The following is a 14,381-nucleotide window of genomic DNA, read 5'->3' as shown; positions in this document are numbered from 1 at the left end:
CACTCATAGCATTGCTGATGCTCTTGATATGTGACGGGATTAGGAGGTCAGGAAAATTTCGTACTAGATATAAAGCGTCAGAAAATGCCGCTTTTTCCCATAAGCTGGCCCTGACGATCAAATATTGCAACGTCGATCTTGCAGGAATGCGTATCAAGAGTTCGCCGTACTGTATTTGCAGCTTTCTCTGCGATGAGTGTACCTAGCCTCTCATCACCGAGGGCTGCATAGCCCTGGGCAATACTGTTTGCCCGGTCCAGTTTTTCACGCTGTGTTCCTGTCAGTCCCAGGGGTTCTGCCAGAAATGCAAGAGCTTTCGGGTCGGCCAGAGTGCGGCTCGAATGCAGATCAAGGTGCCCCTGGGCGAGTTTGGTCATTTTTGCCAGTCCTCCGGCAATAGTCAGGCGAGGGACAGGATGGCGATGCAGATATTTGAGAAAGCCGCCTGCAAAATCCCCCATTTCGATCAGAGCGGCATCGTTCAGACCGTAAAGCGTCCGAATGGCGTTCTCCGACGTTGTTCCGGTGCTGCCTGCGATATGAGGCAGGTTGAGGGCACGTGCTACATCAACACCCCTGTGAATCGAATGGATCCACGCCGAGCATGAATAAGGGATGACGATTCCGGTCGTACCCAGCACCGATAAGCTCCCACAATACCGAGCCTGGCATTAAGCGTGTGCTCTGCCAGTTTTTCGCCATTTGCGATCGATACAGTAACAATGGCATCCGGTGCACCCGGCGTTACCTGTTCCAGCGCCGTGCGGATCATGGCGCGCGGTACAGGGTTGATGGAGGGTTCGCCGGGTGGGAGAGGCAGGCCTGGCTGGGTAACGGTCCCTACGCCGGCCCCGGCCCGAAACAGGATGCCGCTTCCTGCAGGGGCAATCTCGACATGAGCGGTGATAAGCGCACCATGAGTGACGTCCGGGTCATCTCCTGCATCCTTGACAACGCGTGCCCAGGTACTCGGCCCCTCGCGACCTGAGCCATCAAGCGAAAAGGCTGCCTCTTTGCCTCCGGGAAGGGTGATGGTGACAGGATCAGGGCAGTCGCCAGTCATGAGAAGTGACCAGGCCGCTTTCGCAGCCGCTGTCGCACAGCTGCCGGTGGTCCATCCACGACGCAGGGAAGTGGCTTGCGTCATGATGGCTTTGCCTCCCTGAGATACGAAGGGCAAAAAATCGTATCGTGCTGTACCCGTGCATGATATCGCATTTCGGAGACAATCCTGCCAGAGCTTCTGACAACCGGTTTTTCCTGCACGCTTCCTCCTGGCATCTTTCTTGGTGGGGTCATGACGAGGATATTTTCACAATCCGGGCATTGGAGGTATTTTTACTGTCGATTAGTGGATTGCGTCTGATAGATTTCTTCTCGAAACCGAAAAGAAAAAGGAGGCCCTGACAATTCCTGTGCCTGTAATCGTTGCTATAGTCGGCGCTATCATCTCCTTCCTGGCAGTTTTCTTCCTGTTTGGCGGGGTGATGATTGTTCCGGGTCGGATGGTCTATGTCACAGAGTTTCTGGGCAAGCCACAGCGCAAATTGCTGGAAAGTGGTCTGCATTTCCGCATTCCGATCCTCAATCGCGTCTCCTACAAGGTATCCTTGCAACAGATGCAGGTCGAGACTTCGTCTGAAGTCAAGACGCGGGACGATGTGTTTATCGAGATACGCTGGGTGCTTCTTTACAGTGTGCGCGACGATAATGAGGCAGTATTCAATTATGCTTACAAGGTTTCGCAACCCGTCAAGCGTCTCGTCTTTCGCGTCGAAAACGAGATTCGGCAGATCGCCTCGACCATGTCGCTGGCCGAGCTGTATTCACAGCGAAACGAAATTGCCCGGCGCGTGATCGATGATCAGGTAGCCGATGCGCTCGAATCCGGCCTTGATATTCATGGCGTGACCATCGAACAGCCTATGCCGCCGCGCGAAATTCAGGAGGCCATGAACAACAAGCTGGCAGCGATCGCCCGCAAGGATGCGGCTCAGGCTGAAGCCGAGGCCGAGATGGTAAGACGTGTCGGCATTGCCAGAGCCGAGGCGGAAAGCAAGAAACTGCAAGGTGAGGGCATCGCGAATGAGCGCAAGGCCATTGCTGCCGGGTTTGCCGAGGCGGCGGAGCTGTTCCGAAAGAGCATTCCCGATGTCAGCGAAGACGCTATTCTGACGCTGATGCAGAACGTGAATCAGGCTGATATGGTCGTAACCGCCAGTCGTTCAGGTAAGGCGACGGTGATCTTCGTACCAATTGATATGAATAGTGGCCAGATTGCCGCTGCGGCTTCGGGGCAGTTTATCCCGACCGCCGGTTGAGCCGTGGGTAAGCGCGCGCTCGGTTCGTGTCAGCTTAATTCCAACTTCCAGATAGAAGCCTTGCGTCAATCCAATCGCATGGTGTCAGCCGACGCGTCCATTATAGAGAGACCTCCTTATAATTGTGTTATGGCCTTATTTGATATTTTATCAAAGAAAGGTATGTAAAAAATATGTAATTTTGTCGGAGATAGGAGTGGTTTGATGATAAATATGAATAAAGAATTAAAAGATAGATATATAAAAGAGCTAAATAAGTATGACGATCATCTTTTTAGAAGAAGAGATCTATATGCACGCCTTTCAGGCTTGTTCGTTACGTCCTGTCCTTCTGCCTGGACTTTGGGATCGAGAATAATGGTGGTGGGTCGTGAAACGAAAGCGTGGAATATCGTAACAGAGAACGCTCCTTACGTTGATCTGTCTGATTACGTGTCACGTGCTATTAGCAAGCAAAGCGCTCATCTCGACAAGCACATCAAGGAGAAAAGAGATCGAGGATCAACGTTTTTCAACTTTCTTAGAGAGCTAGGAGCAGCGTTCGGTCGCGATAATATCGCGTGGGCGAATCTTCATTGCTTCTCATTCGGGAACACCATGCCCTCGGTTCGACGTACGCCCGCGTACAGGGACGTGATTAATCTTTCGGAAGCTCTGCTGAAGATTGCGATAGATATACTATCTCCAAATGTAATAATTTTTTGCAATGGAACGTCGTCCATAAATATAAGAAGAAAATTTTTTCCAAACGTCTGGAGAAAATAAGGTCTGCTCGGACTGGGTCAATTTTATGAATGATCATATAGCGAAAGTGCAGCTTGAGAAATTTCGCTTGTACGGCAAATATGATTGCTACCGGATCAACCACCCATCTAGTACCGCTGCGCCGAAATTAGGATATTTAACCGATAGCAAGGTTCGGGCATTTCTGCTGCAGAAACTAATAATGGAGATGCCGCAATAGACCGATCATATCAGATTCGACGGTAAGCTTTATGCTGATTTATGTCGCTCATGGCTCTAAAATATTACTGAATTAGTCAAAATTCCTATGACTTTCCTATAAAGCTTCCGGTCGCGCCTTCTGTCATTCCTATGGCGCGTGGATCGATAATCAGGCTCTCTTCAGGGAGCCTTTTTTCATGCTTGATGCTCTTTACGGCGCACTCGGCCTTTTTGGCTTCGTGCTCTGTCTCGGCTTCATTTCGATCTGCCAGAGGATCTGAAATGACGCCCGATCTTGTTCTCGGCGGCATCGTGACGCTTGGCCTGCTGGCCTATGTCACCGCCGTGCTTCTTCGTCCCGAGAGGTTCTGATCATGACCCTTTCAGGATGGATCACCATTGCGGTGTTCTTTCTTTGCGTGGTCGCGCTGGCACGACCGCTCGGAGGCTTTCTCAAACGCGTGCTTGAAGGCGAGCGGCACTTGCTAGGGCGGCTTTTCGGCCCGCTCGAGTGCGGGATCTATCGTCTCGCAGGCGTCGATCCGACGCGCGAGCAATCCTGGTCGCATTATGCTCTGGCCGTGATCCTGTTCAAGGTGTTCTGCTTCATCGCCGTCTATGCGCTTCTGCGTTTGCAGGGTGTGCTGCCGTTCAACCCCAGCGGGCTGGAGGCGGTGGCGCCGGATCTCGCCTATAATACGGCCATCAGCTTTCTGACCAACACCAACTGGCAGAGCTATAGTGGTGAGACTACGCTCAGTCCGCTCAGCCAAATGCTGGCCCTGACTGTGCAGAATTTCGTCTCCGCCGCTGCGGGTATCGCCATCGCTGCGGCCATCATGCGTGGCTTCGTCCGTCGCAGCGCCACGACCATTGGCAATTTCTGGGTCGATCTGGTGCGCGTTACGCTTTATGTGCTGCTGCCCGCCTGTGTGCTGCTGACCCTGTTTTTCGTGCTTGAGGGCGTGCCTCAGACCCTGTGGAGCAGCGTTTCGGCATTCACACTGGAAGGGCAGCACCAAACGATCGCCCTCGGTCCTGTTGCCTCTCAGGAGGCTATCAAGATGTTGGGGACGAATGGCGGCGGGTTTTTCAACACCAACTCGGCCCATCCATTCGAAAACCCCAATGCCCTGACGAATTTCGTGCAGATGCTCTGCATTTTTGCCCTTGGTGCGGGGCTGACGAACATGTTTGGGCGCATGATCGGGCAGGAGAAACAGGGCTGGGCCATTTTCTCGGCCATGGCGGCGTTGTTCCTGATCGGGGCGGGGGTGCTCTACTGGTCCGAAGCCCATGCCAACCCGCTTTTCGCCTCGCTGGGTCTCGATGGCACGCTCGGTAATATGGAAGGCAAGGAGACACGCTTTGGCGTGATCGCATCGGCGCTGTTTGCTACCGTCACCACGGATGCCTCATGTGGTGCGGTCAATGCGATGCATGAGAGCTTTCTGCCCCTCGGTGGCATGGTGCCGCTTATCAACATGATGCTTGGTGAGGTGATTTTTGGCGGGGTTGGTCCGGGCTTTACGGCTTTTTGCTCTTTGCCCTGATTGCGGTTTTCATGGCTGGTCTCATGGTCGGGCGCACACCGGAATATCTGGGCAAGAAGATCGAGGCGCGCGAGATCAAGATGACTATGCTGGCCGTGCTTTGTCTGCCACTTGTCATGCTTGGCTTCACGGCACTCGCCGTTGTCATTCCGGCTGGAACTTCCGCCTTGTCGGCTAGTGGCCCGCATGGATTCACCGAGGCACTTTATGCCTATACCTCTGCCGCCGCGAATAATGGCAGCGCCTTTGCCGGGCTGACCGCCAACAGCTTCTGGAACGTCACTCTGGGCATAGGCATGATGATCGGACGGTTCTTTGTGATTATTCCGGCACTCGCTATTGCAGGGTCTATGGCGGCCAAGAAGGTCGCAGCCCCCACGTCGGGCACCTTCCCGACGGATAACGGGCTGTTCATCGCTCTTGTGGCCGGCGTGATCGTGATTGTCGGTGGCCTGACTTTTCTTCCCGCTCTCGCTCTCGGTCCGATTGTCGAGCATCTCGCAATGCTTCACGGCACCACCTATTAAGAGGCGCCTGTCTCATGATCTCCTTTCCTTCTCCCGCGCCCCGGTCTGACGGGGCGCGCAAAGAGCCACGCGCCCGCTCGGGCGTGCTGAGCGCTGCGCTGATCCTGCCCGCCATGGCAGAGAGTCTGCGCAAGCTCGACCCGCGCGTCATGATACGCAACCCGGTCATGTTCGTGGTCGAGGTGGTGACCGTGCTGACCACCATTCTGCTGTTTCGTGATGTCATTAAGGGGGCGCCCCATATAGGCTTCGCGCTCCAGATCACGCTGTGGCTGTGGTTCACGCTGCTTTTTGCCAATTTCGCCGAAGCTATTGCCGAAGGGCGTGGCAAGGCCCAGGCGGATTCCCTGCGCCGCACCCGCACCGAAACGCGTGGCAAGCGACTGATCCCTACCGATACCGGGGTGTATTCGCCTGCCGGACTTTATGAGGAAGTCGCAGCGCCTGAGCTGGTCGTGGGCGACGTCGTGCTGGTCGAGCCGGGGGATTTCATCCCGAGCGATGGCGAGGTGATCGAGGGCATCGCTTCTGTCGATGAATCCGCCATTACGGGCGAATCCGCCCCGGTCATACGCGAGAGCGGCGGCGACCGTTCTGCGGTGACAGGCGGTACGCGCGTGCTGTCGGATTGGGTCATTGTACGGATCACGGCGGCGCAAGGCTCGACCTTTCTCGATCGCATGATCTCGCTGGTCGAAGGGGCGCAACGTCAGAAAACGCCTAACGAAATAGCGCTGACCATCCTGCTTGCAGGCATGACGCTCATCTTCATCATCGCGGTCGCGACCATTCCTTCCTTCGCGTACTACGCGGGAGGCAGCATTTCGGTGCTGGTGCTCGTGGCACTCTTCGTCACGCTCATCCCGACGACAATCGGCGCCCTGCTCTCGGCCATCGGCATTGCGGGCATGGATCGTCTTATACGTTTCAACGTGCTGGCCATGTCGGGGCGTGCGGTCGAGGCGGCGGGTGATGTCGATACGCTTCTGCTCGACAAGACGGGTACCATCACGATCGGTGATCGTCAGGCCTGCGCTTTCATCCCCGTACCGGCGTGACCGAGCAGCAGCTTGGCGATGCCGCCCAGCTTGCCTCACTGGCGGATGAGACGCCGGAGGGCCGCTCCATCGTCGTGCTGGCCAAGACGCGTTTCGGCCTGCGTGGGCGCGAACTCAACGCCACTGGTGCACATTTCGTGCCGTTCACGGCGCAGACGCGCATGAGCGGTGTCGATATCGGAGCGCGACAGATACGCAAGGGCGCGGTCGAGAGCGTGATTGCCGCCATTGGCGAAAACGCGGCCTCGGTTGCGCAGATACGCAGCATAGCCGATGGTATTGCCCGTCAGGGCGGCACGCCGCTTGCCGTGCTGGATGATGGGCGACTTCTGGGCGTGGTGCACCTCAAAGACGTGGTGAAAGGCGGCATACGCGAACGTTTTGCCGAATTGCGCCGCATGGGTATTCGCACTGTCATGATCACGGGTGACAACCCGCTGACCGCTGCGGCCATCGCTGCCGAAAGCGGTGTAGATGATTTTCTGGCTCAGGCGACACCCGAAGCCAAGCTGGCGCTGATCCGCAGCGAGCAGGAATCAGGCAAGCTGGTCGCCATGTGCGGCGACGGCACGAATGACGCCCCCGCGCTTGCCCAGGCCGATGTCGGTGTTGCCATGAATACCGGCACAGTGGCCGCGAGAGAGGCCGGGAACATGGTCGATCTCGACAGCGACCCGACAAAGCTGATCGAGATTGTGGGTATCGGCAAGCAATTGCTCATGACACGCGGCGCGCTCACCACCTTCTCCATTGCCAATGACGTGGCCAAGTATTTCGCCATCATTCCGGCGATGTTCGTTGGGTTCTATCCGGCGTTGTCCGGGCTGAACATCATGCATCTGGCCACGCCGGAGAGTGCGGTTCTGTCTGCTATCATTTTCAACGCGCTGATCATCATCGCGCTTATTCCGCTTGCCCTGCGTGGCGTGCGCTATCGCCCGGTCGGTGCTGCCGCTTTGCTGCGTCGCAATCTGCTCATCTATGGCGTGGGCGGTCTGATCGTACCGTTCATCGGTATCAAGCTGATCGACCTTGTCGTCACCCATATCGGTCTGGTCTGAGGAAATATTCATGGTCCTCTCTCAACTGCGCCCGGCGCTTGTTCTCTTCCTCCTGCTCTCGGCCCTGACCGGTCTGGCCTATCCTCTGGGCATGACGCTCTCGCAAATCTGCTCCTGCCGGAAAAGGCGACGGGAAGCCTCATCCACGCCAAAGGCTGGGTGATCGGCTCGAGCCTGATCGGGCAGGATTTTACGGCGCCGCGCTATTTCCACGGGCGGCCGTCTGCCACGATGGGGCCTGACCCCAAGGATGCCTCCAAAACGATCGCCATGCCCTATAACGCCGCGGCCTCTCTCGCCTCGAATGCCGGGCCGACCTCGAAGGCGCTGCTCGATCAGGTAACGGCGCGCACGGCTCAGCTTCGTGCCGAAAACCCCGATGCGATGGCGCAGGGCTGGCGTATCCCGGTCGAACTCGTGACCAGCTCTGCCAGCGGGCTCGATCCTGATATCTCGCCCGATGCTGCATTATTCCAGATTGCGCGTGTCGCGAAGGCACGGGGGTTGTCGCCTGACCGGGTGCGTCATCTCGTGCAGAGTCAGACAGAAGCGCCGATCCTCGGTTTTCTGGGGGAGCCGCATGTCAATGTACTGGCGCTCAATCAGGCGCTCGATAGACTGGGCCAATGACCCCACGCGATTACGACCGCCCGGACCCTGACGCGCTGCTTCGCCAGAATGGCGGCTCATCGCGCCGGGGAAGGCTGAAGATTTTTCTGGGTGCGGCGCCCGGTGTCGGCAAGACATTCGAGATGCTCACCGCGGCCCATCAGCAGCAGCGCGAAGGCGTGGCCGTGCGTATCGGCGTGGTCGAGACCCATGGCAGGAGCGAGACCGCTGCCCTCGTCGAAGGGCTGGCCGCGCAGGCGACGCGGCCTGTCGCCTATCGCGGACAGATGCTGCAGGAGATGGACCTCGACGCCTTGCTCGAAAGCCGTCCCGCGCTCGTACTGGTCGATGAACTCGCCCATAGCAACGCGCCCGGCTCACGACACCCCAAGCGCTGGATGGATGTTGAAGACCTGCTTGCGGCGGGCATAGACGTCTATACCACGGTCAATATCCAGCATCTCGAAAGCCTGAACGACGTCATCGCCTCTATCACCCGCGTGCGCGTCCGTGAGACCGTGCCCGACCGGGTGGTCGAACAGGCCGATGAGGTAGAACTGATCGATCTCACCCCGAACGATCTGTTGCAGCGCATGCGCGATGGCAAGATCTACGGCCCGCACACGGCGGGTCGCGCCATGCTGCATTATTTCTCGCCGGGCAATCTGACCGCCCTGCGCGAACTGGCCCTGCGCCAGACGGCGCAGCAGGTCGATGCGCAGCTTGTTGACCATATGAAAGCCAATGCCATTGCTGGCCCCTGGGCGGCGGGCGAGCGCGTGATGGTATGCCTGACCCTGCAGGATGGCGATGCCAGCCTGCTGCGCTATGGCAAGCGCCTGGCTGACAGGCTGCACGCGCCATGGATCGTGCTGCATGTCGAGACCAGCCGCGATCTGACCGATGATGCCCGTACCCGCATGGCGTCGCAGATGCATCTGGCCCAATCGCTCGGGGCCGAGACCGTGACCATTCCCGGGCATGATGTTGTGCTCGATGCGCTCTCTTTCGCCCGCGCCCAGAACGTCACGCAGATCGTGGCGGCGCATCCTGCCGGATCGGGCTGGATTGGGCGGTTGCGGCAAATTCTGGGACGCAGCACGACCGAGCGGCTTATCCAGCGCTCCGACGGCTTTCCGGTGCATGTCGTGCCGCGCTCTGGCGAGGCGGTAACGGGGCGTCTGCGCGAGAAGATCAGGCCAGGCCTGAGCCCTTATCTGGGCAGCACAGCCATCGTTCTGGCAGCGCTGGGTCTGGCGCTGCTGCTGCGTCAGGGTTTCGAAGTGAGTAATGTCTCGCTCGCCTTCCTGACAGCCATTCTGGGCGTGGCGGTGGCCTATGGGCTCTGGCCGTCTCTCTGGGCCTCGCTGCTCGGCATGCTCTGCTTCAATTTCTTCTTTCTGCCGCCGCTTTACACCCTGACCATCGCGGCGCCCGACAATGTGGTGGCGCTGTTCTTCTTTTTCGCCACGGCCCTGATTGCGAGCAATCTGGGCGCGCGTGTGCGCAGTCAGGCCGTGGTGGCGCGGCATCGGGCTGAAGTCACGCAATCGCTCTATCATTTCAGCCGCACCATTACCGGCATGATCAAGCTGGATGACCTGCTCTGGTCGGTCAGCCACCAGATGGCGACCCTGCTCAATTGTCGCGTCGTGCTGCTGATGCCCGAAAACGGGGAGCTTCGGGTGCAGACCTCCTATGATTCCGGCCATCCGATAGGCGAAGACGGTTTTGCTGCAGCAAGCTGGGCCTGGAAAAACAACCGGGTAGCGGGGCGTGGTTCCGATAATCTGCCGGCGTGCGCTGGCTCTTCATGCCGCTGCGCACGGGGCGCGGGCCAGTGGCCTTGCTCGGGATCGACCGCGACCGCGGCGGCGCCTTGCTGGATGCCGAGCAGCAAGGCTTGCTTGACGCGCTGGGCGAACAGACAGCGACCGCGATAGAGAGCATTCTGCTGGCCCGCGATCTCGACCGCGTGCGCCTCGACGCCGAAACCGACCGCTTGCGTGGGGCGCTCCTGACCTCGATCTCCCATGATCTTCGCACGCCGCTCGCCTCGATATTGGGCGCGGCTTCCAGCCTGCGCGACTACGGCGAGGCTCTGGGGGAGGAGGGGCGTCATGATCTGCTCACAACACTGACCGACGAGGCCGAGCGGCTGAACCGCTTTGTCGGCAATCTGCTCGACATGACACGGCTGGAGGCTGGCGCCCTGCCGCTGCGTCACGAACCGGTCGATTGCGCCGAGGTGGCGGCTTCTGCTCTTTCACGCGCCGCGAATTTGCTGGACGCGCATCCTGTTGCCCTGGAGGTCGCGCCCGATCTGCCGATCGTACCGCTCGATGACGTGCTGCTTGAGCAGGCGTTGTTCAATATTCTCGATAATGCCGCCAAATATACCGCGCCCGGCACGCCTATTACGGTCAGGCTGTCGGCAGAGGCCGCAAATCTCGTCATCGCCATTCTGGATGAGGGGCCGGGCTTTGGCGCGCGCGACCCGGCGGTACTTTTTGCCAAATTTACCCGCTTCGCCGCTGCCGACACGGCGCGGGCGGGCACAGGGCTGGGGCTTGCCATTGCGCGCGGTTTCGTTGAAGCGATGGGAGGAGACATCACGGCGGCAAACCGACCTGACCGGCAGGGGGCGATGTTCACCCTGCGCTTTCCCTTGGCAGAAAAGGCATCCTGATGAGCGACCCGACCCTTCTGGTTGTCGATGATGAACCCGCCATCAGGCGCTTGCTGCGCACCACGCTTGCAAGCCAGTCATGGCGCATTCTTGAAGCCGGGTCTGGCGAGCAGGCCCTGCAACGCGCCACCGAAATACCGCCCGATCTCGTTCTGCTCGATCTGGGCCTGCCGGATATGGACGGGGTAGAGGTGCTACGCCAGCTCCGCCGCGACCGGCCCAATCTGCCCGTGGTCATTCTGTCAGTGCGTGACGACGAGCGCGGCAAGGTCGCGGCCCTCGAAGCCGGGGCGGATGACTACGTGACCAAACCCTTCAGCATGGCCGAACTCATCGCCCGCCTGCGCAACGCTCTGCGCCACGGCCTGCAACAGGAAGGCACGGTGCCGCTCTTCACCTCGGGCGATCTGACCATAGACCTCGTCCGCCGCCAGATATTTCGCAGTGGCGAAGAACTCCGCCTCTCCCCCCGCGAATGGGATATCCTGCGCATGTTGGTGCGCTACGCAGGCCGCGTGCTGACCCATCAGACCATCATGAAACAACTCTGGGGCCCGACTGGCGACGTTCAGCAACTGCGGGTCTATATCCGCCAGATCAGGCAGAAGATTGAGCTTGACCCTGAGAGACCTAGTCATATCCTGACTGAGACGGGAGTGGGATATAGGTTGGTCAGCAGGAAAGAGTAATTTGTTTGGTTATTTCGACCTTTCCGTCGATCTATAGCCATAAGTTAGCATTGATAAATCAAATTAGGAGATACAGTACAATTTTCTTTTTTAGTTCATTAACTACGGAAGGGAATCTTTTCTGGTTCACCGAGTTAGTAATATCCATGATATGACTGCATCTTGAAAAGGATAGAGCGGAATATGACAGGAAATGATAAAACTGAATTCTTAAGCGCTGTACTAATAACGCAGGGGAGTCAGAAATTCTATACGCTAACGATGCCGATTGATGTGATAGCGCACTGCTGTTCCCCCAATCCCCGAGATCAAGATCCAGAGTTGGGGTTTCAGAGAACTTTAGATGAAAGCAGAGCTTTGTCGATCTCGAATTATGTTCGAAATGGAGGAGTTATACCTTCAAGTATAATATTGTCAGCACAAGAATCTGCGGGATTGCAGTATGTAAGCCGAAACAAAACTTTAGGCTTCACGGTTTCACCCTCCTCATTTCTGATCATAGATGGTCAGCATCGGGTCTTTGGGTTCAGGAAATTAGTAGAGAGCGGATTTGTAGAAAAGCTCCGAATACCCGTGGTTATATTCCCGGAGCTTTCACCTGTTCAAGAGGCGAGAATATTTATTGATGTTAATACCCTACAGCAGCCAGTTCCTCGCGAACTTTTGCTAGATATCAAGAAACTGGCTGAGACAGAAAACATGGAGGAAATCCTATTAGATCAGCTATTTACCTACTTTGAAGAGGAGAATGATAGTTACCTTTCGGATAAACTGAGTAGATATGAAAAGAAAAAAAACAAGATATCGAAGGTAACGTTTTACGATTCTATCAAGCCGTTGCTTCGTACCTTTGAGGTAAATAACACAAACAAGCTATACACTATGCTAAATTCTTATTTTTCTGCGGTGAGGGATATAATCGGATCCGATAAATCTGAAATCATCATAACGAAGCCGATTGTCTTCAAGATACTTTGTTCGCATGCAAAAGCTATTATTGGCCTCATAATGGAAAATGATCCGGACGCAGTAGGGAGGATAAGCGAATATAAAAAATATCTGATTAGGTCATTGGCAAAAAGTGATTTTTATTCGAGGACGATTACATCGTATTTGAAAGAAGTTGATAAATTAGATAAGATGTTATTGACTAGCACAAGAATAAAGATATGAGTAATTTTATCAAATACTCTAGGCTTATGCTTTCATGCTCAGTTTCAGAGGTTCTGAGGGCGGTGACTTATAAAAAGGTAAGGGCCGTGGACAATCTCAGGAAAGTCGAGGCTGTTCTCAGCGCGTGCAATCAAGAGTCTGAAATATTCACTATGAGGATATTGGATAAAAAAGCGATGGGACAGTATTTTTCTAGTGAGAGTAGCAGGTTCTGGTTGGCGTCTATGTTTTCCTTGCTGAGAGCAAATCAAATTCAAGACAATAGCGCCGCATGGCAGGCGGTGGAAGCATATTACGCGTCATACTACGCTGCACAATTCATGATTAGAATGTCTGGTAGAAGTATTTCCCAATTAGATAAGGGCGTTATTGATCAAATTAAAAAAAGCAATTTAACAGGAGAAGATTTTCATGCTAATTCGGGGCTTTATCTAATCAATTATAGAGACTTCGATAATGTAACATTTAAGCCCTTACCTCGGGGCGGAGGCTCGCACAAACAAGCATGGATGGCATGGGAAGATATGGTTGCGGACCTTATATCTCTTACAGGGGTGGATATTGAGGAGTATGCCCGACAGAGTATATCTTTATCGGAGCATAAACGTAGCATTTGTCCAGAAAGTCATATGAAACCTTCAGATATCCGATCTGAAATAAACTACCAATTTAAGGGTAATCTCTGGCCGTTCGAGGAGAGATCGAACATTATATCTCCAAAAATTAGAGGTGTAATTTCTGGAGATATAAGAGGTTCTGATCTAAATTTGGGACGACCTGAAACTCTAATAAAAACATCTAGGTATATAGTTTATCTTGCATATGCAATGATGGAGGCTGCTAGAATTAGGTATCCAGCCTCTATTTTGAGTAAATACCACAATCTTAACAAAGGATATTATGGGAATCTTATAGAAAAAATTAAACAATCGATGGATAATTAATGCACTATATAATTGAATTCTATTGTATGCTATCCGATATTGCAGAAACTAACAATCAACTCAATATAAATATTGAGGGATTTTTATCTATCTACGATAGTGCGTAGAAACTCTAATATATCATTTCGTTCCTTCGGTGAAAGAAATGGAGTTTTGGAAGGTAGAAACGGGATATCAGTGTGATCAATATTCTTCCAGAATATTTTGGGTTGGTCATTGTATAACAATAAGATGCCGTCTGATCGACGCGGATAAAACCGCTCTGGCTCAATATCTCGTAGCACATAAAAATCCATCACCTGCCGCAGCGAGGTGAAGACGCGTTATGGAAAAACACCTTACGCGTGGCACTGTTGCGCAGCGATGGGGTGCGGAAGAAGCCGCAATAGGCTTCGTTGTGGCCGATATCCGCTCGACCCGCCGCGCAGAGGCCGAGATCGTAGGTGCCTTTGGGGGCAAGGGGGTTGCGCGGGGCGGCGAGGGCTTCGTATTGATGGTCGGTAAAGAGCGGCGGTCGGCCTTCCTCATCCACAGCACTTAGATGGCAGGCGGCGCAATTGCCTTTCACCGGGTCGTTGAAAAGCCGCAGCCCCTCGGCTTCGTCTCGTGTCAGGCGGGTTTTCCCCTCAAGCCAGGCATCATAGCGGCTCGAATAGGGGTGAAATGACGGCGCTTCGATCTGGTAGCGTGCCAGCGCAAAAAGCGCCTCAGCAATCAGCATATCGTCAGAAGCATGGGCGCCAATCAGGCGCAACAGATCGGCGCTGTAGGGCGCATGGCGCAGGCGGGCCGCGACACCGGCGTGGGTCGCC

Annotated in this window: 12 protein-coding genes and 2 pseudogenes; 12 read left to right on the top strand and 2 right to left on the bottom strand. The window is 55.3% G+C overall.

The features are described from left to right. Window positions 1–77: 77 nt before the first annotated feature. Window positions 78–1,147, bottom strand: a pseudogene (locus tag JCM25354_RS19505) (cobalt-precorrin-5B (C(1))-methyltransferase). 268 nt (window positions 1,148–1,415) lie between these two features. Between JCM25354_RS19505 and JCM25354_RS15195 the strand changes: the two are divergent. The 12 genes and pseudogenes from JCM25354_RS15195 (at window position 1,416) to JCM25354_RS15140 (ending at window position 13,569) form a co-directional block, all read left to right on the top strand. Further along, window positions 1,416–2,321 carry an SPFH domain-containing protein gene (locus JCM25354_RS15195; protein WP_025886699.1) on the top strand — a complete coding sequence of 302 codons (906 nt, stop codon included), beginning with the start codon at window positions 1,416–1,418 and terminating at the stop codon, window positions 2,319–2,321. 1,227 nt (window positions 2,322–3,548) lie between these two features. Then, window positions 3,549–3,638, top strand: coding sequence for a K(+)-transporting ATPase subunit F (kdpF, locus tag JCM25354_RS21225; protein WP_148301563.1), 90 nt, complete (start codon window positions 3,549–3,551; stop codon window positions 3,636–3,638). 2 nt (window positions 3,639–3,640) lie between these two features. Next, a pseudogene (gene kdpA, locus JCM25354_RS19500) lies at window positions 3,641–5,346 on the top strand (potassium-transporting ATPase subunit KdpA). A 14-nt stretch (window positions 5,347–5,360) separates the two neighbouring features. After that, entirely contained in the window at window positions 5,361–6,404 is a 1,044-nt protein-coding gene (locus JCM25354_RS23865; RefSeq protein ID WP_456303690.1) for an HAD-IC family P-type ATPase, read from the top strand. After that, a complete protein-coding gene (kdpB, locus tag JCM25354_RS23860) occupies window positions 6,401–7,465 on the top strand; it encodes a potassium-transporting ATPase subunit KdpB (RefSeq protein ID WP_456303689.1) in 1,065 nt (354 codons plus the stop codon). Before JCM25354_RS23865 ends, kdpB begins: the two co-directional genes overlap by 4 nt. Before the next feature lie 10 nt (window positions 7,466–7,475). Next, window positions 7,476–7,628: a hypothetical protein gene (locus tag JCM25354_RS23795; protein ID WP_408734999.1), complete on the top strand. Its 153-nt coding sequence runs from the start codon at window positions 7,476–7,478 to the stop codon at window positions 7,626–7,628. After that, window positions 7,574–8,095 (top strand): potassium-transporting ATPase subunit KdpC, encoded by a 522-nt coding sequence (kdpC, locus tag JCM25354_RS19490; protein WP_408735000.1) that lies wholly within the window; start codon window positions 7,574–7,576, stop codon window positions 8,093–8,095. Before JCM25354_RS23795 ends, kdpC begins: the two co-directional genes overlap by 55 nt. Next, window positions 8,092–10,017 (top strand): DUF4118 domain-containing protein, encoded by a 1,926-nt coding sequence (locus JCM25354_RS19485; RefSeq protein ID WP_243444105.1) that lies wholly within the window; start codon window positions 8,092–8,094, stop codon window positions 10,015–10,017. Before kdpC ends, JCM25354_RS19485 begins: the two co-directional genes overlap by 4 nt. Beyond that, window positions 9,915–10,763 (top strand): sensor histidine kinase, encoded by an 849-nt coding sequence (locus JCM25354_RS22830; RefSeq protein WP_243444104.1) that lies wholly within the window; start codon window positions 9,915–9,917, stop codon window positions 10,761–10,763. The genes JCM25354_RS19485 and JCM25354_RS22830 overlap by 103 nt, the downstream gene beginning before the upstream one ends. Further along, the gene (locus tag JCM25354_RS15150; protein WP_025886694.1) at window positions 10,763–11,452 is read left to right on the top strand and encodes a response regulator; all 690 of its coding nucleotides are present in this window, start codon (window positions 10,763–10,765) and stop codon (window positions 11,450–11,452) included. Before JCM25354_RS22830 ends, JCM25354_RS15150 begins: the two co-directional genes overlap by 1 nt. Before the next feature lie 183 nt (window positions 11,453–11,635). Next, on the top strand, window positions 11,636–12,625 hold the full coding sequence (locus tag JCM25354_RS15145; protein ID WP_025886691.1) for a DGQHR domain-containing protein: 990 nt from the start codon (window positions 11,636–11,638) through the stop codon (window positions 12,623–12,625). After that, entirely contained in the window at window positions 12,622–13,569 is a 948-nt protein-coding gene (locus JCM25354_RS15140) for a hypothetical protein (RefSeq protein WP_025886689.1), read from the top strand. Before JCM25354_RS15145 ends, JCM25354_RS15140 begins: the two co-directional genes overlap by 4 nt. A 295-nt stretch (window positions 13,570–13,864) precedes the next feature. Here JCM25354_RS15140 and JCM25354_RS21485 read toward each other — a convergent pair. After that, on the bottom strand, window positions 13,865–14,381 hold a 517-nt coding region (locus tag JCM25354_RS21485), incomplete at its 5' end, for a cytochrome-c peroxidase (protein ID WP_369345807.1).

The organism is Asaia prunellae JCM 25354, assembly GCF_000613885.1.
GTDB lineage: Bacteria > Pseudomonadota > Alphaproteobacteria > Acetobacterales > Acetobacteraceae > Asaia > Asaia prunellae.
Note: the sequence above shows the minus strand (reverse complement) of the source record. Positions and strands in the feature narration are given on the sequence as shown.